We start from the raw sequence: 18,440 nt of genomic DNA on the forward strand, positions 1-18,440 counted from the left end.
ATGACAGATTCTTCGGTATTGGGTTCTTGGAGCATTGAAACAAGCCTGCCTATTTCTTTTAAGATAAAAAATTCTCCAGGGATTTTGACTCCTGGTAATGCCGATCTTTTGGAGTTTGGTACAACTGGACCTGGCTCTAGGCGACTTGTCGTTATAGATCGCAATATTTGCAAATATTATCTTGATGAAATACAAAACTATTTTGCATGTAATGCGGTAGATATTCATTTAGTGGCAGTTGATGCTTCCGAGGATGACAAAAACCTTGAAACTCTGCTCGAGATTTTGAGGGAAATGGAGAGCTTTGGAATGCTCAGAAGATCTGAGCCCTTGATTGCAATTGGAGGAGGAGTTCTCTTGGACGTTGCCGGGATGGCCGCAGGATTGTATCGTCGAGGGGTCCCTTATATTCGTGTGCCCACTACTTTGGTAGGCCTCATAGATGCGAGTGTTGGGGCGAAAACTGGTATTAATTTCGAAATTCGGAGAAATCGCTTGGGTAGTTATTACCCGCCAATTGCATCCTATCTAGATACGGCCTTTTTGCGTACATTACCCACCATTGAGATTAGCTCTGGATTGGGTGAGGCTTTAAAGATGGGCGTTATAAAAGATGGAATTTTGTTTGATTTGCTTGAAAAATATGGCTCAGACCTTGTTGGCAAAAGTTTCACGGATTGTGATTGCGCAAATGAAGTTATCAATCGCGCTGTAGATGGCATGAAGGTTGAGTTGGAGAATAATCTTTGGGAAAAGGACCTGAAGAGGGCGGTAGACTTTGGTCACTCATTTAGTCCAATTATAGAAATGCGTTCTTTGGAGAATAATGAATTTCAGCCACTAACACACGGGCAGGCGGTTGCTATTGATGTAATTTTTTCCTCAGTAATTTCGATGAATCGCAACCTACTTTCGGAGTTTGATGTTTTGCGGGTAATCAGAACGGCAAGAAATATGAATTTACCAACAGACCACGAACTTTTTAAAAATCCACTTCTAGTTCTGGAATCGCTTAATGACACTAAAAAACATAGGAACGGAGATCAGAATTTACCTGTCCCTACTGAAATAGGTGGATATACATTCATCAATGATCTTGCATTAGCCGAAATTAAGGATGCTATCGGAAAGTTATCCGAGCTAAATAAAGCTCTTGATTTGGAATGTAGGCAATGAAAACAGTCTTAATAACTGGCGTTACGAGCGGCCTTGGTAAAGAGATAGCTCAAAAGTTTGTGCGTAAGGGGTGGAATGTTATAGGATTAGGCAGAAACACGGCGCAACTAGTGGCCATGCAAATGGAACTTGGAAGACTATTTTCCCCTTTTGAGGTCGATATCTCAAATTCAATTAAGCTTGAAGCCTGCTTTCAGAAAATTCTATTAAATTTTCCGGTGCTGGATGTGTTGATCAATAATGCGGCAGTTTTCAAATTAAAAGAATTTGATCAATGCACAATCGGCGATATTGATAATATTATTGATACAAATTTAAAAGGACCAATGTATTGCACTTTATTGGCCCTGAGGAGCATTAAGCGTGAATCTGGGCGAATTGTGAATATATCCTCAGTGGCAGGTACACATGGCATCAAGCTCCAATCAATTTATTGCGCATCTAAATTTGGATTAAATGGATTTGGGCAAGCGCTTGGTCAGGAGCTATTAGACCGTGGTATTAGTTTGACCACAATTTCACCTGGAGGGATAAATACTCCATTATGGTCCGAAGAAAATAATCCGTATCCTGGTGAAAATAAAGAAAAGCTTATACAGCCGAACGAATTAGCGAAGATGGTCGAGCGTATTGTTGAGCTCCCTAGCAATATGGTCGTAAAAGACATTGTTGTCTTCCCTTCAAATGAGTGGCATTAAAGGAATTGAAATGAATTTAATATTAACAATGGCTGGCCAGTATCAACGATTTGTGCGTGAGGGTTATAAGATTCCAAAATATTTGCTTCCGTGGGGTGATAGGTCAATACTTTCAACCGTTTTACTTGAATTGAATAGAGAGCAAGCATTCGATAATATTTATCTAATTGCCAATCATAGAGATGAAGCATATTTTCCTCACGTGAGATCAATCATGCAGGCTCAAGGTATTCCAAATTCAAATTTAGTGGCAATACACGATACCAAGGGGCAGGCAGAAACAGCAAAGATGGGGGTGGATAAGGTATCCGAGCTAACAGATTCTGTAAATAGTCCAATAATTTTTCATAATATTGATACGATTTTAAGAAATAGAGACTTGAAAGCTGTTGAGGGAATTTTGAAAGTCAATGCTGGCTATATTGATGTATTTTATGCGAATAATCATGAATATAGTTATGTTTTATCAGAAGTAAGCGGAATGATTACGGATATAGCAGAAAAAATAGTAGTTTCGAATTTAGCAACATCTGGGTTTTATGGTTTCAATAGCATTAATACATTTTTGAAATACTATAAGCCAGAAGACTTATATATAAGTTCAATATATAAAAAAATGATTGAGGGTAGAGAGTCAATCATAGCAAGTCGGGAGCATAAGGAGGTCGACACTATAGTGTTGGGGACGCCATTCGAATATATGAATGCAGCATCAACTTATCTACTATAGATCTAATGTATATTAATATAAATATTTTTAAATGTTGATTAAATATAATTTTAAAAAAATAATTTTTAATAAAAAAATACTAAAGTATACATTTTTTCTATTTATTATTGTAATTGCTGATGCTATATCTGTTTTAGGCATTAATTACCTAATTAATGAGGCGGAAATAAGTTATATTTCTTTTATAGCATGTCTGATTATTATATTATCTGCGTTTTCTCATACATTGCAACCGATAATAATATTCAGTATTTCTAAGATAATAAGAAAGGAACTTCTTTCTTTTGCCTATGACTTAAATGATTCAAACTATCAGAGCCTAGAAGGCGCAATACAAAAAGATGAGATGATTTTTTTGAATTTAATAGTAAGTGACATATCGATATCCGTAAAGTTATTATCTATAGTTTCTATAATAGCGGCATTATTATTGACGGCAGAAAATAGCTTATTGCCATTATTAGCATTAATTCCATTAACTATAATTGCATATAGAAAATTTAGTAAAAGCAGACAGAATAATATATCTAAAAATATATCGTCAAATTTCCACGATATAACTGAAATAAGAAAATCCGGGGGCGTATTATCTAAATCTATTTTCTTTAATAAATCATATGAGTTTATCAGCCATATTAACAATTTGTATGATAGCTATTATAGGGATTTGGCGAAGCAAAGCTCTCTTTCGAATGGTTATCGTACGGCAATAGAAATATCAGCCTATATTAGTATTGTGGCTATGGGATATTTCAATAGTGAAATTAACATATTAAAGTCGCTAATAGTAATTGGTTATTCTGCGGTTAAAGTGCTTCCTATTATTCAGCAGCTAAATTTTTATATAAGCGTGAGAAAGAATGGAAATGATCAACTAGATCTTGTTAAAAGTTCCAATAAAGATTTTAGGCCCTTAAATTATATTGAGAGGGCCCTTCTCTACAGTGACGACCAAAAATTACTATGGGTTAAAGGAAAATCTGGATCCGGTAAAACTACATTAATAGATGGATTTGCGAATGATTTACGGTTAAATAGTATTAGTTTTGGATATTATGTGCAAAATCAATACCCATTAAGAGTTAAGGTGGAGGGGTCGCAAAATATTGATTGGGTGCCTAAAATTGACTCCATTAAACCACTATTGGGTGGAAAATATTCCATTGGAGAAATTCAGAGATTAGCGCTTTTTGATATTTTTTCTAATCATAATCATAATTATATTTTACTAGATGAGCCATTTAGTAGCCAGTCTGATAATTTTGTAAAGTCCATATCAATATTTATAAATAGGTTAATTAAAGATGGAACTAAGGTGATTATAATATCACATATGGATATTTCATTATTATTTGAAAGTTATCAGGAGGTTTGGTGCAATTATGATCGTAATAATACAGGGCCCCATTAATAGCATTGAAGTTGCAAATGCAATTTTAAGTAACTTAAATATTTTTAAAAATGAAAAGTTTGTCAGGGCTATTGTAGTGGCTACATATAAAAATAATTTTATTGATTATATTGCCAATAAAATAGATTCGGAGATAGTAAAATTCCAAATTTATAATGATCCAGGCAGTAGAATAATGGAGCCAACTCGAGGGGTTGCCCTTAATCTTGATAGGCAGATTTTAACTTCATCAATTCCAGCTTCAATTAAAATCAATATTGATGAACCAGTAATAAAAATCAGGAATGATTTAATGGTAACATCAATGGGTATGTGGATAATTAAAAATATTAACTTGCGATGGATGGTATTAAAGAATTTCGTCTTTGTTGTCCCAATTACAACTACTCGCCCAAAAGATATTAGGTATCCCTCCCTCCAAGTATGTGATTGGTTTTATATAATTAATAGTCAAATATATTCAAAAGTATTTAATGTGGGCAAGGTTTCAAATAATAATGAATTTAATATTTCAATTGAGAAATCTGGCAGACTATCATTTGGAGCAGAAAACTACATTGTAAATAAAATACTTATTGCAATGAATATCAATAGTTATTCAAACATGTGGGATGTAGATAGGGTAAAATGGTCGCTTGAATTTAAATCAAATTTCTGCGTCCTTCCGTATTTTTTTCTATTTAAAAGTATTAAATATAAGAGGGTTTATAGAAATTTATTGGCTAGCCCTATATTGTTACAATTTAAATCCATTTATACGATTTTTTTTAGTCAGGGGAATAGTTGAAAATACTTATAGTTAAAAATGGAGCCTTAGGTGATGTTCTAAGGATGTCTTATTTCCCTAGGCCGTTGCAAAATTCATTATCCAATTCTCGGATAACTTGGCTAACAAGAGAAAATGCAAAAGAAATTCTTTTAAATAATCCATATATTTTTTCCTTAAAAACTAATATTGAAGAAATAAAGCATGAATATTTCGATATAATTTATTCCTTTGATGATGAGTTTGATATCGTTAAGAATATTTCTTCATTAAAAAATGGAAAAATTGTTGGTGCATATTTTGATGGTGCAAAAATTTCTTATACTGATGACACCTCAGACTGGTTTGATATGGGTCTACTTTCAAAGTATGGAAAAACCTATGCTGATATTTTAAAAAAAAATAATACTAAAACATATGGTGAGATATTCAGCGGGATAATGGGTGTTGTTAATCCTGACCCCCAATCTTATTTTATTTTAGATGCCCCCTATCATGCTTCTTTGGATTTACATGATACAGTGAAAATCGGCATCAATCCTTATGCTGGTGAAAGATGGCCATCAAAGACCCTGCTCCATAACGAATTGATTCTTTTAATCGATAAGATTTTAGCCTTTGCTCCAGATGTTCATTTATATCTTTTTGGAATGGATGGTGATTATCATAAGAATAAAAAAATCATGCAAGAATTTAATTCAATGCGGTTGCATATAGTTAATTCCAACGGTTCTCTTAATGAGTTTGCTGCAAATGTTTCAAGATTAGATGTGATGATTTCATCTGATAGCTTGGGTATGCATATGGCAATTGCACATGAAATCCCCTTCATTGCTTTTTTTACTTCTACATCTGCTGCAGAAATTGACGATTATGGATTTGGAAAAAAAATAAAATCGACTGCATTGGATTATTGCTCGTATATTAAGGATGCTGATAACTCATCAATAACAGCTGAAAGAATATTTAACGAACTAACTTCCTTAAAGATATTTTAAATGTTGACGGTATTAATACCTAATTTAAATTCTGGTGAATTATGGCTTAGAACATTTCGCGGAATTTCTCGAGTTGCCAATAAAGTGGATAAAGTCATCATTATTGATGGATATAGTATAGATAATTCGTCAGTATTATTGAGAGATAGTTTGTTAAAAATTAATATACCATCAGACATTAGAAAATTTCCTCCAAAGGGAATTATTAATGCTATTAGAAGTGGTATTAATTTAGTAAATACCTCTCATGTGCTTATCAATCTTTGTGGCGATGAACTATTAAGTTTACCTAATTCTACTAATGAAGTTTTTGAATATATAGAATTTGGTTCTTGTGACATATTAAATGATAAAAACCAAAAAATTGGTAATTTTATAGAAAATAATATGTGCGCTGTTAGATATAGAATGCCTCATATTAATATGAATTCTGTTATATGGCCATTATCTTTTTTAAAAAATTCAAATTCAATAAATTATAATTACAAAATAGCTTCTGATCATGCATTATTTTTGGAGGCATTCACCTGCAAAATCCCGTTAAAATATAATGCTCAAATTAAATCTATCTTTTATAAGGATGGTATCTCATCTAGGCCTGATATGTATGCTTTTGGTTTGGGAGAGGGGTTCTACTTGACCTCAAAATATGGAAATTTTCTTTCATCCATCACATATTATCTTTATTGTTTGGTTTTTAGGGGTGTCAACTTGAGATATTTTTGGAATGGCTTTATGAATGCTAAGGGTTTAAATAAATGAAAACTGCTTTAATTTTTGGTGTTACAGGGCAGGATGGCTCCTACCTATCTGAGTTACTGCTAAAAAATGATTTTCGAGTGATTGGGGTAAAAAGAAGATCATCTAGCATAAATACTATGAGAATAACCAACCTATTGAACCATCCAAACTTTGAGGTTGTTCATGGGGATGTAACAGACACCTCCTCGGTTTACAGCATTATTTCAAAATATTCGCCTGATCATATTTATAACCTGGCAGCACAGAGTCATGTCGGGGTAAGCTTTAATGAGCCAGAATACACATCACAAGTTGACGGAATAGGCACCTTACGAATTTTGGAGGCTTCGAAAACCCTTGTTCCTGAGGTGAAATTTTATCAAGCATCAACTTCAGAGTTATATGGCGGTTTGGGTGGTGGTTCACTTAATGAATCTACACCATTTAACCCAAGATCTCCATATGCCGCAGCAAAACTCTATGCATACTATTTAGTTAAGCAGTATAGGGAGGGCTATGGATTGATGGCATACAACGGCATTTTGTTTAATCATGAAAGCCCAAGGCGCGGAGAAAATTTTGTATCTAGAAAAATTACGACTGAGCTATCAAACCTGCTTAACGGTTCGGTTGAATCAATTTATCTTGGAAATCTTAATTCAGTTAGGGACTGGGGGCACGCTAAGGATTATGTTGAGGCAATGATGGTGATGTTAAAAAATTGCCAGCCTGATGATTTTGTAGTTTCAACTGGAAATTGCTATTCAGTAAGGGACTTTTGCAAAGAATCATTTGCCATAACTGGCAATTTGATCGAATTCCAGGGTGAAGGCCTTCAGGAAATCGGAAGGGTTGTGGCGCACGGTGAATCAGGTATTACAAATAAGCGAATCCCTATAGGGCAGAATGTCATCAAAGTTTCACCAAAATATTTCAGGCCCCTGGATGTGCCTCATCTCTTGGGTGATTCCAGTAAATTTAAGAAGGCATCTGGATGGGAGCCTAAATACAGTTTTAGTGAACTAGTTTACGAGATGGTTGAAAATGATGTTAACTGACTCGCGGCCAAAACTTATTGACGCAGAAATTTTCGAAGATGATCGTGGGTTTATGTCAGTTTATTTTGAGGGCTCATCATTTATAGCCAAAATAATCAAAATGACTAGTAGTAAATATGGCGTATTGAGAGGCTTCCACTACCAGCTTCCTCCTACAGCGCAGGATAAAATTATCCTCGTTCTCGAGGGTGCAATTCAGGATGTATGCATGGAAATGGCTGGAAACCAGCCTACTGGAATGGTGGTTGATAACTCTATTGGCGATGGTGCTAAATGCAGAGCATTGTTTGTTCCAAATAATTGGGCGCATTCATATTTAACTCTATCAGAATCCTCAAAAGTTCTCTATTTGTGTAATGAGGGCTATGGAAATGAAATATCCCTTAACCCAATCGAGAACTATAAGGGGTGGAAATTGGGGGAGGCGGATATGTTGATATCACGAAAGGACCTTAATAATGGTTAATTATGCGCTTGCATCTAATACATGGGATAACTCAGAAATTGAGGCAATTGATCGTGTTATTTCATCAAATCAATACACAATGGGCAGGGAGGTTTCTGAATTTGAGGATCAATTTGCTGCCCAGCTTTCAATAAAACATGCAATTATGGTTAATAGTGGTAGCTCTGCAAACTTAATAGCTTGTAGCGCCTTGCTTAATAGTGAAAGGTATAGAAAAGGAGTTGTTTTAGTGCCGGCAGTAAGCTGGTCAACAACCTATTTCCCCTTACATCAGTGCGGCTATAAGCTAAGATTTATTGATATAGACCCACTCACGTTAAATATTAATTCTGATTTAATTGAGGATAGTATTGATGAGGATGTGGTGGGGATTTGTGGAGTCAGCTTGCTTGGAAATCCAGCTGGTATGGATAAAATTTCTGAGATAGCAGATAGGCGAAAGCTATTCTTTTATGAGGATAATTGCGAAAGTTTTGGGGCCCTCATAGGATCAAAGTATGCAGGTACTTTTGGAACCATCACAAGCCACAGTTTTTTCTTTAGCCACCATTTGCAAACCATGGAGGGTGGAATGGTTTGTACAAATGATGATAGGTTGGCAATGATTGCAAGATCGCTGAGAGCGCATGGCTGGACTAGAGACAAAAAGTCTGGCGATTTATCCTCAGATGCTGTGGATGATTTTCATAAAAGTTTTGAATTTGTTATGCCCGGCTATTGTGTTCGGCCAATAGAGTTCATGGGGGCGGTGGGTAAGGAGCAATTAAGAAAATGGCCAAATATGATGGGCGAAAGAAGAAATAATGCTGCAGCCTTTAAAAGGCTAATGACTAAATATAGCGATATTATCAGGACTCAAGATGAGGGTCAGTCCACATCATCATGGTTTGGTTTTGCCATGACGCTCATAAATGCAGCATCAGGAAAGCGAGAGTCCTTAATACAGTTCTTTAAAAAATATGAAATTGAATATCGACCGATTGTCGCCGGTAATTTTACAAGGCAAGAGGTGATACGTCATATTAACTGCGAGCCACCGAAGCATTATCCAGTTGCAGATTCAATTCATTTCGATGGAATATTTGTTGGGAATGATTCTAGGCAATTAAATAAAGAGCTGGCATTTTTAGATCTAGCTTTATCAGATTTTAAAGCTAGTATATGATAAATGCATTCTCGCCATTTTACGACTCCCCGCCTAACGATGTTGAGTTAGAGTATCTAAATGTTCTGCGCGAACACCATAATAATTTTTTTAACTTTACCCTAAAGATTATTAATGATTTTAATTTCTCAAGCGCAATCGAAATTGGCTCTTACCTAACAAATGTTGCCGTAAGATTAAAGCCGCACCTTCAGTCAATGACTGCAACAGATGTGGAGACTGGTAATTCACGGGAAAACTATCGAAAGTGGGCTAATAAATTTGGGGTGAAAGTTGGTATCAACTCAATTACATCCAATGGAATTCGGATCTTATCAAAAGAAGATAATTGTAGATACGATATTTTTTTAGCGAGCGAAATTCTTGAGCATCTCCCATTCAATCCTTTGCCAATTATAAAATCAATAAAACATTATCTTAATGACGATGGTGTTGTTGTGGTAAGTGTTCCAAATAGATTATCTCTAGCTAAAATAGTAAGATTTATTTTGGGAAGGCATCCCTATATTAAGTTCAATGAATTTTCTAGTGAGGATTATATTTTGGCTAACTATGGACATCATTGGCTTGAGTATAATGTTCGCGACCTTGATTATGTTTTTGAGATCTGTGGATTTAAAAGAATAGCACTCAAAACAGTAAATATTAATTATAAAAAGAAATTGTCATTTGTTGCTAAGCAAATTATTCGGTTGATCACATTAGGGCTTGTTTTTGATCAGATTTATGCAGCTTATAGGCGCTCAAATGATTAAGCAGTTGGAAATTAGAAAAAAAATCTTGGAATATGCGATCTCTTCGAGAGAGGGGCATATTGCAAGTAGCTACTCAATTGTTGATATTTTGATCGCAATAATTGAATATCAAAAAAATATCTATGGTGAAGTTAAATTAGACAATATTGTCTTATCTAAGGGGCACGCAGTATTTGCGCTTTATGCAACGATGGCCTCCTATGGTTTGCTTGACCAGGGTCATGAGAGGTCCATTGGGTTGGATGGGAGTAGACTTATTGGCCATGTTCCGTTACTTCCAGAGTATGGCTTTCACTATGGTACTGGATCTTTAGGTCAAGGTCTGCCATATGCAATAGGTCTATCATACGCCCGATCAATCAATAAAGAAATTTTCGTAATTGTTGGTGATGGCGAGATGAACGAGGGATCATGCTGGGAATCTTTTCTGATGTTGAAAAAATTCAATATTCCGGTGAGGGTGATTGTGGATTGCAATGAGAGTTCTGAGCGCGCTCTTCCAGTAGTAGGTGCATTAAAGGCTCTTGCAGGCGAATATCAGCATAGAATTATAGATGGACATAAAGTTGAAAAAATTGTGGAAGTTTTTTCTGCCCTGAATAATAGTGCGCCGGCAGTTATTCTATGTAACACAAAAAAAGGTCACCCGCTGCAGGAGTTGAGCACTCCAATGTGGCATCACAAGACTCCTTCCCCCGACGAGTTTGAGTGCATCTTAAGTTCCCTTATCGAGTTTTATAAATAGTATGAGAAAAAAATTTGTTACTCTTTGCAAATCTGAGTTGGCACTCAACAACAATTCCTATGTATTGTTAGGAGATATTGGGGTTGGCGGCTTCGTTAACCCAGATGAGTCCCTTCCTGATCGCGTATTGAACATGGGTATTGCAGAGCAGGCACTTATTGGCTTTGCTGCAGGTTTATCAGCCGAAAAAGGGAATGTAATTGTTCATACCATAGCCCCTTTTTTGGTTGAGAGGGCATATGAGCAAATTAAGTTAAATTGTGGATATAACAATAAGAAAATTATTCTAATTTCAGCTAATGGCCCTTTTGATTATGAAAAGCTGGGCCCAACTCATCATTGCCCTGCTGATGTAAATTTGCTCTCATTGATACCAAATTTACAGATTAGAACGCCATCTACACTCGAGGAATTTGAGATTTGTTTTCATGAGGCGGTTGCTTCTGATCTAACTCATTATATTCGCCTTACTTCTCGGTGCGCCTTTGTAGAGAATTATATTGATCTGGAGGACGGTTGGAAAAAAGTAAGTGCAGCAGTTGATCGTCCGTCAGATAGGGATTTAGCCTTTATTTGTACGGGTGAAAGTCTGAAGTTTGTGATGGAAGAGTGCATCGATTCAGCTCAAGGTAGCATTTTTTATCACTCAAACCCTTTGGCTAAATTGCCCAATATCATTTCTGAGTTTACTAATATAAAAATTTATGAGCCGTATTTGAGGTCTGAATTTGATTTGTCGCCATTAAGGGTCGGCCAAAATATTGAGCGCTACCTTTTTGATAAAGGTTATAAAAAGATTATTCGTAAAAACTTAGGCTGGGAAGATTTTAAAAAATGAGTCTCGAAAAAAATTATTTTGAAAAATATTTTTTCAATCATATTAATAGAGCGGCCTTTAAGGATGTTATTGGAAGATCTGATTTTCATATATTTGGCGGTACTGGTGCGTTGGGCCTATCGCTACTTTATTTATTTCAACACTTTGACCTAACGCCTGCATCGTTAACGCTATATGGTAGAAATTCATCAAAGTTCAATGAGTGGGAAAAATATGCAATTGATATATCAATCCCATTTAAATCAGTAAAATCGGAAAGCCTGAATAATGTTGACCTCACATCAATTACAAAAGGTAGTACCGTTATATATTTTCCAGGCTATGCGCAACCGGTTAAGTTTATGGCAAACCCTGGCAGTCTATTTGATCTCAATATAACAACTTTAAAAAACATTATTGAGAGGGCTCCAAGGCAGGTATTCTATTCTTCTACAACTGAGATATACACCGGCTTAAGCGGAAGAGTTGCAGAGGAATCACACACGGTATCAACCCCAAGCCATCCTCGCGGAGCATATATTGAGTCGAAAAGAGGTGGCGAAGCAATACTGGCGCATTGCGCATTACCCAATACTAGAGCAGTTTCATTTAGAGTTGCCTTGGCCACCCCGCCTTCACATATTCCCGGCGACAATAGGATCCTTTCGGATATTGTTGCCTCAGCTTTGAATAAGCATGTGATCCAGTTGAAGGGTGGATGGGATTCAATAAGGCAATATCAATGGGGTCCAATTTGCATTGCAAAAATACTTTATTCCGGTTTTTTTGGAATGCAAAATTTATACAATATTGCAGGCGGTGAATCTATAACACTGGGTCATCTAGCTCAATCTGTTGCATGCAAATTAGAAGTCCCTTATGTGAATAGGGTGGAATCAAGTGAGCAGGATATTGGTGCTCCACCGTCTGTGGACATCTCAACAAAACGTTTTGAGGGTGAGTTTTCTCTGGCGCTTCCAATAGAGTCTCTTCATGAAATGCTAGATGTTTACTTGCAAGGGGTCAAATGATTTGTATTCTGTATTGCGGAAAAATTGGTGGAGGTGTTAATGATCTAAAAAACCTTGTACATGGTTTGAGGGAATCACATCTTCTGGATGCAAATATAGAAATATTTTCACTATATAAAATTCAGGCAATAGTGGAAATAGTCTCTCAAACAAACTCAAAATATGTTTACTGTATTGATAAACATAATGGATTAATTTCTGAGATTTTTGCAAATTTAAAAGCGCTTTTTTATCTCTTAAAGCTTTATATTAGAGAGGTTTCAGTGGTGCAAGTAATGCCCCACCCATTAGATTTATTCCACTCGCTCCTATGTAAATTTAGAGTTTCTCATAAGGTAAGATATTTTTTTATCAGGCACAATCCAATTGGATTTAGGCATGTAAATTCAAAAATTAGAAATCTCTTTATTTCATATATTGATGAAATAAACACGCGGCGGGCAGATGGTATTCTATTTTTCTCAAAAAGTGTCATGGATGGTTTTTCTCGAGACCCGCTGATTTCAAGTAAGTGCAGATATATAGGGTTTGGCTACAACAGATTTGGTAGCAAAGAGAATTTAAATATGGTGTGCAAAAGCCCTGCAATTCTGTTATTTTTTGGCCGAATTCTTCCGTACAAGGGGTTGGATGATCTACTCCGATCTTTAAAATTTGTACGCAATAATGTTAAATTGATAATCGCCGGAAAAGAATTAACAGAGACTCAAAAAATATTAATCTCTGAATTAGATGTACCAGTTGATATTTATAACGAGTGGATATCCGATTCGCTTGCCGATCAGTTGTATTCTATCGCCGATATTGTTGTTCTGCCCTACAGATTGATTTCGCAAAGTGGGCCGCTACTTACGGCCATAGGCTATCAAGTCCCCGTAATTGCACCCGATCTTGTTGGAGTTAAAGAATTTATAACTGATGGCATCAATGGACTTTTGTTTAAGGCTGGGGATATTTCAGATCTTGCAAGAAAAATTGATCAAATCATACCGGATGATCAATATCTGAAATTAAAAGCAAAAAGTAGATTATTGCGTGATGATTTTGAATGGAAGTCAGTAGCGGTTAGATTTGTGGAGGCAATTAATAGTGTACACAACTAAAGAGATACTCTTTTATGGCGCCCATCGAATTTTATGGATGCTAATGAAGTTTCCATCTTTAAAATTTCGTCAATTAATCTTGTCTATCTGCGGGGCAGAAATTGGCAATGTTTCATTCATGACTGGAGTTAAGGTGATCGCTCCGTGGAAGCTTTCCATAAAAGATGGAGTCACCATAAATTCTAATGTATTGCTAGACTGTAGGGGTGGCTTATTTATTGGAGAAAACGTTATGGTGGGATATGGTACCTCCATCCATAGTATGGGTCATAAATATTCACAGACTGGTTTTCCTACTTTTAAAAAACCTGTGGAGATACGGGCTGGCACTATTATTTTTTCACATTGCTATATAGGCCCAGGCATCGTGATAGAAAAATCTTGCACCTTATTGCCAGGAACTTTTATGTTGAGGGTGTTAACTAAGCCCTTTGACGTCTATGGCGGTAACCCTTGTGTGCTTGTTAGGGCTCTGGATATCGATATAGATAGGGGTCCCCAATATAACTCAAGTCCATTGGGTTTTTAGTATCTATACCCTCGGTTACTGCCTCCTCTTTTTATTTATGGTTTCTGAGTCTTTTGGACTAAGAACTAAAATTCCCTACTTTAGTTTTTTAACTTTTATTCTTATATTGATCGGGTCTAGATATGAGACTGGCCCGGATTGGGCAACTTATGAGTCCATTTACGAGACTTCATGTCAGACCCCCATGATTGAATTGCAAGGAGTCGAATTGCTATATAGGGGTTTAAATTGCCTATCATACAGCGGCTCATTTGATCTATTGTTTGTGAATATAATTTGCGCTTTGATTATTCTGTGCTCATGTTTTTATTTCGCAAAATTATGTTTGACGCCATCCATTTTTTACATTTTTGCAATGCCATATTTTCTATATGTAATTTCAATGAGTTATACAAGACAGTCTGTTGCAATTTCATTGTTTATGCTGTCTATCTATTTATCAGTCAACTTTCGCAAGACGAGCATTTGGGCAATTAGCCTAATCGGATTTGGGTTCCATAAATCAATCTTACTCTATTCTGGATTGCTTTTATATAAGACAATTCCAAAGTTAGCAATATATCTATTATTAATTCCGGCCTTAATTTTTTTAGCGCTCTATAGCCTAGGCGGTTATTTCGAATATCTTGTAAGTAATTATGTAGAGGGAGATTTTTCATCCACAGGGGCATTATTTCGAATTACCTTTTCTTGCTTTTGTTCAACGGCATATTATTTTCTAATTAGAGCCCATATTCCGGCTAATGTGCGAAATGTCATTAATATCTTTACCCCTCTACCGTACATATATTTTTTATTTTTAGTGGTTTGGCCTAACCAAAATACGGCCATTGATAGGATTTCTCTTTATCAAATTCCCGTTAACATATTAATTTGTTCATATGCCCCATTAGCATTTCCAGAAAAGTATTTTCTTGTATTAAAAAATGTAGCCTTTTTGATTTCATTCCTATTATTCCAGGGTTGGCTGTCATATACTTCTTTTCGCGATGCGTGGCTTCCATATAAATCCTACTTTTTTGTCTTGTAAATATGAATATTGCTATTACTGGCGGCACAGGATTTATTGGGTCGCATCTAGTTCAGTCTTTGGTTCGTTCCGGCCATAATGTAAAAATACTGACACGAGATCCCGGTGTCAAAAGCTCACAGTCTGCGCAGGTTTCATATTTTTATGGAGATTTAGGCGTTGAATCATCATTAAGTGCATTTGTTGATGGGATTGACATTCTGTTTCACTGTGCTGGAGAGGTGAATGATGTCTCTAAGATGGAGGGGCTCCATATCCATGGAACGCAAAACTTAATTAATGTTGTTGCAGGAAGGATTAAGCGCTGGGTTCAGCTTAGTAGTACAGGGGTTTATGGATTCCCTCGAGCCGGCACTATTTCAGAAAGCTCGCCCAATAAACCCGATGGCATATATGAGGTAACGAAAGCCGTATCGGATAATTTAGTCATAGGAGCTGCAGAGGGTGGAGCATTCGAATATTCAATTTTGAGACCATCAGTTGTTTTTGGCTCTAATATGCCCAATCAGTCATTGTTTTCACTTCTTAATATGGTTGAAGCACAAAAATTTTTTTTTATAGGCCCTCGTGGCGCCTCTGCAAACTACATACATGTTGAAAATGTGGTTCACGCTCTTAATCTTTGCGCTTTTTCTCCAGAGGCAGATTGTGGTGTATTCAATTTATCCGATTATGCAACTTGGGAGGATTTCATAGGCCTGATAGCAAAGTATTTGGGCGTTAAAGCACCAGTGACTCGAATTCCTGAGTTACCAGTTCGCTTAATGGTTTCTGTTCTGAAGGGTATCCCTGGTTGGCCATTGAGGCCCTCAAGAATTGATGCCTTAACAACTTTCGTTAAGTTTTCTAATTCAAGGGTTAGGCGTGAATTGAACTATGCGCCTTGTATATCTATGGAAAATGCCATAGCTGATCTTGTGCATAATTATTTAGACCGAAAATATGAATCCAAAACATAACATTAAGGTACTGCGGGTTGTTACCAACCCGGAGTGTGTTTCTTGGCATATGGGAAAAACTTTAACTTATTTGGCTAAAGATTTTGATGTGGTGGTTGCGGGTGAGAGGGTATCAATTAATGTCAATCAGTTTCCAGATGTAGCTTGGGTCGATATTCCAATTAATAGAAAAATAAATCTTTGGGCTGATCTTAGGGCGCTCATCGCGCTATATTTTCTCTGTCGCCGCTATAAGCCAGATATTGCGCATTCCATTATGCCTAAGGCAGGCCTTCTCTTAGCTATGGCGGCAAAGTTTGCCGGTATTCCAGTTAGAATTCACACATTTACCGGACAGGTTTGGGATACCAAAAAGGGGGCATCTAGATTTTTACTTAAATTAGTGGATCAATTTATTGTGGCCATGAATTCCGCGTGCTTAACGGATAGCCCATCACAATCTACCCATCTTTTTAATAATAGAATATCTGATAATGGAAGTCCCTTGGGTGTTTTGGGGAAAGGTTCGTTGATAGGCGTCGATCTTGATCGATTTGATGTGGGGCGTATTCGAAAGGCCTCCGTAATTTCCAGGGAATCCCTTGGTTTGAATGAGTCTGATTTTGTGATTTCATTCGTAGCTCGTAAGTCTATGGACAAGGGTGCGCTGGATCTTTTGCGTGCGTTTGCTGATGCTAGAAGAAAGGCGGAACACCTAAAGCTGTTGTTCATTGGCCCTGATGAGAGTAATGGCGCAATAGAGCAGTTAAGACTAAATCAGCCTGAAATTTTTATTGGTGTTGTTGAAATGGGATTAATTGGAAATCATGAGGAATATTTAGCAATAAGCGATGTACTATGTGTGCCTAGCTACAGGGAGGGTTTTGGTACGGTAGTGATTGATGCAGCCGCTCTCGGGGTTCCCTGTATTGGCTCGCGAATTCCAGGTTTAGTGGACTCTATTTCCGACGGGGAGACCGGTCTTTTGTTTCCCGTTGGAAATACCAGTGAGTTAGAAAATCTTTTTATCAAGCTTGAATCTGATAGAGGCTCTCTGAAGGTCTTCGGTAGGGCTGCTTCAGGAAGGGTGAGGGATTATTTTTCGTCTGAGGTGCTTTATTACCACTTAAAAAATTTCTACAAAGACCAGTTGAAATTATTTTTGCATTCTCGATAGGATCGTATCAAATCATAATTTGATATATTTCTGAAGTGTAGTGCTAATTAACATTGCCGTAAAAGCCAACAACTACTCTGGCTTTTTATTTGACTGTCAATAAGTTTGATCTTCAAATTAATCCACTATATATCTTATGACACCAGCCGTCCTTGATCGCCTAGTTTTTTGCGTAATAATTTATATGCTTACTTCAGTAGCTTAATAAATTCTCAGCCATATGAGTTCATACTGACTGAGCGCTGACCCCCTCATGTCGTTTCTACATTATCTATAAACTGCAAACCTTTGTCCTGCGCCAAATTTATAAAAAATAAGCTGGCTATCGGCTGATTTATGCGCTGAAAGTTAATTTAATCTCTATTCTGCCAATTTAGGAATTTCTAATTTTTATCTATTTCTTACCCCAGACAGTTGACTTGCGTTTTATGTTGGAGCAACTTAAAATTTTTGGGTGCACCCGCATTGGTCATGGGGGATATTGAGATCGCGGTTACCTGCTAAAAAATTTAAATGTGTTCTACGTATCTCATCACCATGTCTGACCCAGACCATATCCCCTTCGCATCATGATTGACATTTTTTCTCTAGGGCCCAATAAATATTGAGCTGCACCTACCTGTATTGAGTGACCGCTGATCCCCTTAAAGACTGTTCATCTAATTTGGCTGCACTGGCAACCCTCTTGTAGATGCGGATAATCTGCCCGCCCCCATTTAAGAGCTAATAATATCGGCCCTGTTAACGTTAGCTATGATCCTTTCCCGACCCCGGAAGTTTCTTTATCTGCTCCATCAATGCAAAGCTCGCCCTTGGACTTGGGCACAAATTTTTTATCCATTGAACCTTGATTGACCTTACTTGTCTCAGCAGGATTGAGGTATTCTCAGCCCATTTTTCAATGGTGATTTTGACGTCTTTGACTTGCAGTGAGACTGATTCACTACACCTGCATAAGATATCGTAGGTCACAAGTGATAGGATTTTGTCTTGCAAGCCTCCGATTGAATTATCAGTAGCTGACTGCGGCTTATCAAAATCACAATATTTACAAAATGGACTGACTCTCAACCGTATCCGGGAGAGCTTCCTGCATTGGTTTATTT

General features: G+C 36.8%; 18 protein-coding genes. All 18 read left to right on the forward strand.

Annotated elements, in window-relative coordinates:
• The 18 genes from ICN25_RS03095 (at position 1) to ICN25_RS03180 (ending at position 17,334) form a co-directional block, all read left to right on the forward strand.
• Positions 1 to 1,176, forward strand: a complete 1,176-nt coding sequence (locus ICN25_RS03095; RefSeq protein WP_216178929.1) for a sedoheptulose 7-phosphate cyclase — start codon at positions 1 to 3, stop codon at positions 1,174 to 1,176.
• Entirely contained in the window at positions 1,173 to 1,874 is a 702-nt protein-coding gene (locus tag ICN25_RS03100; protein ID WP_216178930.1) for an SDR family oxidoreductase, read from the forward strand. Before ICN25_RS03095 ends, ICN25_RS03100 begins: the two co-directional genes overlap by 4 nt.
• A gap of 10 nt (positions 1,875 to 1,884) precedes the next feature.
• Positions 1,885 to 2,604, forward strand: a complete 720-nt coding sequence (locus tag ICN25_RS03105) for a hypothetical protein (protein ID WP_216178931.1) — start codon at positions 1,885 to 1,887, stop codon at positions 2,602 to 2,604.
• Between the two features lie 31 nt (positions 2,605 to 2,635).
• The gene (locus tag ICN25_RS03110; protein ID WP_216178932.1) at positions 2,636 to 4,015 is read left to right on the forward strand and encodes an ABC transporter ATP-binding protein; all 1,380 of its coding nucleotides are present in this window, start codon (positions 2,636 to 2,638) and stop codon (positions 4,013 to 4,015) included.
• The gene (locus tag ICN25_RS03115; RefSeq protein ID WP_216178933.1) at positions 3,987 to 4,802 is read left to right on the forward strand and encodes a hypothetical protein; all 816 of its coding nucleotides are present in this window, start codon (positions 3,987 to 3,989) and stop codon (positions 4,800 to 4,802) included. Before ICN25_RS03110 ends, ICN25_RS03115 begins: the two co-directional genes overlap by 29 nt.
• Positions 4,799 to 5,779 carry a glycosyltransferase family 9 protein gene (locus ICN25_RS03120; protein WP_216178934.1) on the forward strand — a complete coding sequence of 327 codons (981 nt, stop codon included), beginning with the start codon at positions 4,799 to 4,801 and terminating at the stop codon, positions 5,777 to 5,779. Before ICN25_RS03115 ends, ICN25_RS03120 begins: the two co-directional genes overlap by 4 nt.
• Positions 5,780 to 6,541 (forward strand): glycosyltransferase, encoded by a 762-nt coding sequence (locus tag ICN25_RS03125; RefSeq protein ID WP_216178935.1) that lies wholly within the window; start codon positions 5,780 to 5,782, stop codon positions 6,539 to 6,541.
• Positions 6,538 to 7,578 carry a GDP-mannose 4,6-dehydratase gene (gmd, locus tag ICN25_RS03130; protein ID WP_216178936.1) on the forward strand — a complete coding sequence of 347 codons (1,041 nt, stop codon included), beginning with the start codon at positions 6,538 to 6,540 and terminating at the stop codon, positions 7,576 to 7,578. The genes ICN25_RS03125 and gmd overlap by 4 nt, the downstream gene beginning before the upstream one ends.
• A complete protein-coding gene (locus tag ICN25_RS03135) occupies positions 7,565 to 8,044 on the forward strand; it encodes a dTDP-4-dehydrorhamnose 3,5-epimerase family protein (RefSeq protein ID WP_216178937.1) in 480 nt (159 codons plus the stop codon). Before gmd ends, ICN25_RS03135 begins: the two co-directional genes overlap by 14 nt.
• Positions 8,037 to 9,209 carry a DegT/DnrJ/EryC1/StrS aminotransferase family protein gene (locus ICN25_RS03140; protein ID WP_216178938.1) on the forward strand — a complete coding sequence of 391 codons (1,173 nt, stop codon included), beginning with the start codon at positions 8,037 to 8,039 and terminating at the stop codon, positions 9,207 to 9,209. The genes ICN25_RS03135 and ICN25_RS03140 overlap by 8 nt, the downstream gene beginning before the upstream one ends.
• Positions 9,206 to 9,964 (forward strand): bifunctional 2-polyprenyl-6-hydroxyphenol methylase/3-demethylubiquinol 3-O-methyltransferase UbiG, encoded by a 759-nt coding sequence (locus ICN25_RS03145; protein ID WP_216178939.1) that lies wholly within the window; start codon positions 9,206 to 9,208, stop codon positions 9,962 to 9,964. Before ICN25_RS03140 ends, ICN25_RS03145 begins: the two co-directional genes overlap by 4 nt.
• Positions 9,957 to 10,709: a thiamine pyrophosphate-dependent enzyme gene (locus ICN25_RS03150; protein WP_216178941.1), complete on the forward strand. Its 753-nt coding sequence runs from the start codon at positions 9,957 to 9,959 to the stop codon at positions 10,707 to 10,709. Before ICN25_RS03145 ends, ICN25_RS03150 begins: the two co-directional genes overlap by 8 nt.
• 1 nt (position 10,710) lies before the next feature.
• Complete coding sequence (locus ICN25_RS03155; protein ID WP_216178943.1) at positions 10,711 to 11,547, forward strand: hypothetical protein; 837 nt, start codon at positions 10,711 to 10,713, stop codon at positions 11,545 to 11,547.
• A complete protein-coding gene (locus tag ICN25_RS03160) occupies positions 11,544 to 12,557 on the forward strand; it encodes an NAD(P)-dependent oxidoreductase (protein WP_216178945.1) in 1,014 nt (337 codons plus the stop codon). Before ICN25_RS03155 ends, ICN25_RS03160 begins: the two co-directional genes overlap by 4 nt.
• Positions 12,554 to 13,660 (forward strand): glycosyltransferase family 4 protein, encoded by a 1,107-nt coding sequence (locus ICN25_RS03165; protein ID WP_216178947.1) that lies wholly within the window; start codon positions 12,554 to 12,556, stop codon positions 13,658 to 13,660. The genes ICN25_RS03160 and ICN25_RS03165 overlap by 4 nt, the downstream gene beginning before the upstream one ends.
• Before the next feature lie 566 nt (positions 13,661 to 14,226).
• Positions 14,227 to 15,219, forward strand: coding sequence for an EpsG family protein (locus ICN25_RS10025; protein WP_370624687.1), 993 nt, complete (start codon positions 14,227 to 14,229; stop codon positions 15,217 to 15,219).
• Positions 15,220 to 15,221: 2 nt separating this feature from the next.
• Entirely contained in the window at positions 15,222 to 16,178 is a 957-nt protein-coding gene (locus ICN25_RS03175) for an NAD(P)-dependent oxidoreductase (RefSeq protein WP_216178951.1), read from the forward strand.
• Positions 16,162 to 17,334 carry a glycosyltransferase gene (locus ICN25_RS03180; RefSeq protein ID WP_216178953.1) on the forward strand — a complete coding sequence of 391 codons (1,173 nt, stop codon included), beginning with the start codon at positions 16,162 to 16,164 and terminating at the stop codon, positions 17,332 to 17,334. The genes ICN25_RS03175 and ICN25_RS03180 overlap by 17 nt, the downstream gene beginning before the upstream one ends.
• Positions 17,335 to 18,440 lie beyond the last annotated feature (1,106 nt).

The sequence above is a fragment of the Polynucleobacter sp. 80A-SIGWE genome, from assembly GCF_018882295.1.
In the GTDB taxonomy this organism is placed as follows: domain Bacteria; phylum Pseudomonadota; class Gammaproteobacteria; order Burkholderiales; family Burkholderiaceae; genus Polynucleobacter.

Excerpts from the sequence above, each read along its gene's own strand:
- ICN25_RS03115 (WP_216178933.1), top strand. The coding sequence starts at position 3,987 with ATGATCGTAATAATACAGGGCCCCATTAATAGCATTGAAGTTGCAAAT.
- ICN25_RS03180 (WP_216178953.1), top strand. The coding sequence starts at position 16,162 with ATGAATCCAAAACATAACATTAAGGTACTGCGGGTTGTTACCAACCCG.
- ICN25_RS03145 (WP_216178939.1), top strand. The coding sequence starts at position 9,206 with ATGATAAATGCATTCTCGCCATTTTACGACTCCCCGCCTAACGATGTT.
- ICN25_RS03095 (WP_216178929.1), top strand. The coding sequence starts at position 1 with ATGACAGATTCTTCGGTATTGGGTTCTTGGAGCATTGAAACAAGCCTG.
- ICN25_RS03110 (WP_216178932.1), top strand. The coding sequence starts at position 2,636 with ATGTTGATTAAATATAATTTTAAAAAAATAATTTTTAATAAAAAAATA.
- ICN25_RS03160 (WP_216178945.1), top strand. The coding sequence starts at position 11,544 with ATGAGTCTCGAAAAAAATTATTTTGAAAAATATTTTTTCAATCATATT.
- ICN25_RS10025 (WP_370624687.1), top strand. The coding sequence starts at position 14,227 with ATGGTTTCTGAGTCTTTTGGACTAAGAACTAAAATTCCCTACTTTAGT.
- ICN25_RS03165 (WP_216178947.1), top strand. The coding sequence starts at position 12,554 with ATGATTTGTATTCTGTATTGCGGAAAAATTGGTGGAGGTGTTAATGAT.
- ICN25_RS03155 (WP_216178943.1), top strand. The coding sequence starts at position 10,711 with ATGAGAAAAAAATTTGTTACTCTTTGCAAATCTGAGTTGGCACTCAAC.
- ICN25_RS03175 (WP_216178951.1), top strand. The coding sequence starts at position 15,222 with ATGAATATTGCTATTACTGGCGGCACAGGATTTATTGGGTCGCATCTA.
- ICN25_RS03135 (WP_216178937.1), top strand. The coding sequence starts at position 7,565 with ATGATGTTAACTGACTCGCGGCCAAAACTTATTGACGCAGAAATTTTC.
- ICN25_RS03105 (WP_216178931.1), top strand. The coding sequence starts at position 1,885 with ATGAATTTAATATTAACAATGGCTGGCCAGTATCAACGATTTGTGCGT.
- ICN25_RS03100 (WP_216178930.1), top strand. The coding sequence starts at position 1,173 with ATGAAAACAGTCTTAATAACTGGCGTTACGAGCGGCCTTGGTAAAGAG.
- gmd (WP_216178936.1), top strand. The coding sequence starts at position 6,538 with ATGAAAACTGCTTTAATTTTTGGTGTTACAGGGCAGGATGGCTCCTAC.
- ICN25_RS03140 (WP_216178938.1), top strand. The coding sequence starts at position 8,037 with ATGGTTAATTATGCGCTTGCATCTAATACATGGGATAACTCAGAAATT.
- ICN25_RS03125 (WP_216178935.1), top strand. The coding sequence starts at position 5,780 with ATGTTGACGGTATTAATACCTAATTTAAATTCTGGTGAATTATGGCTT.
- ICN25_RS03150 (WP_216178941.1), top strand. The coding sequence starts at position 9,957 with ATGATTAAGCAGTTGGAAATTAGAAAAAAAATCTTGGAATATGCGATC.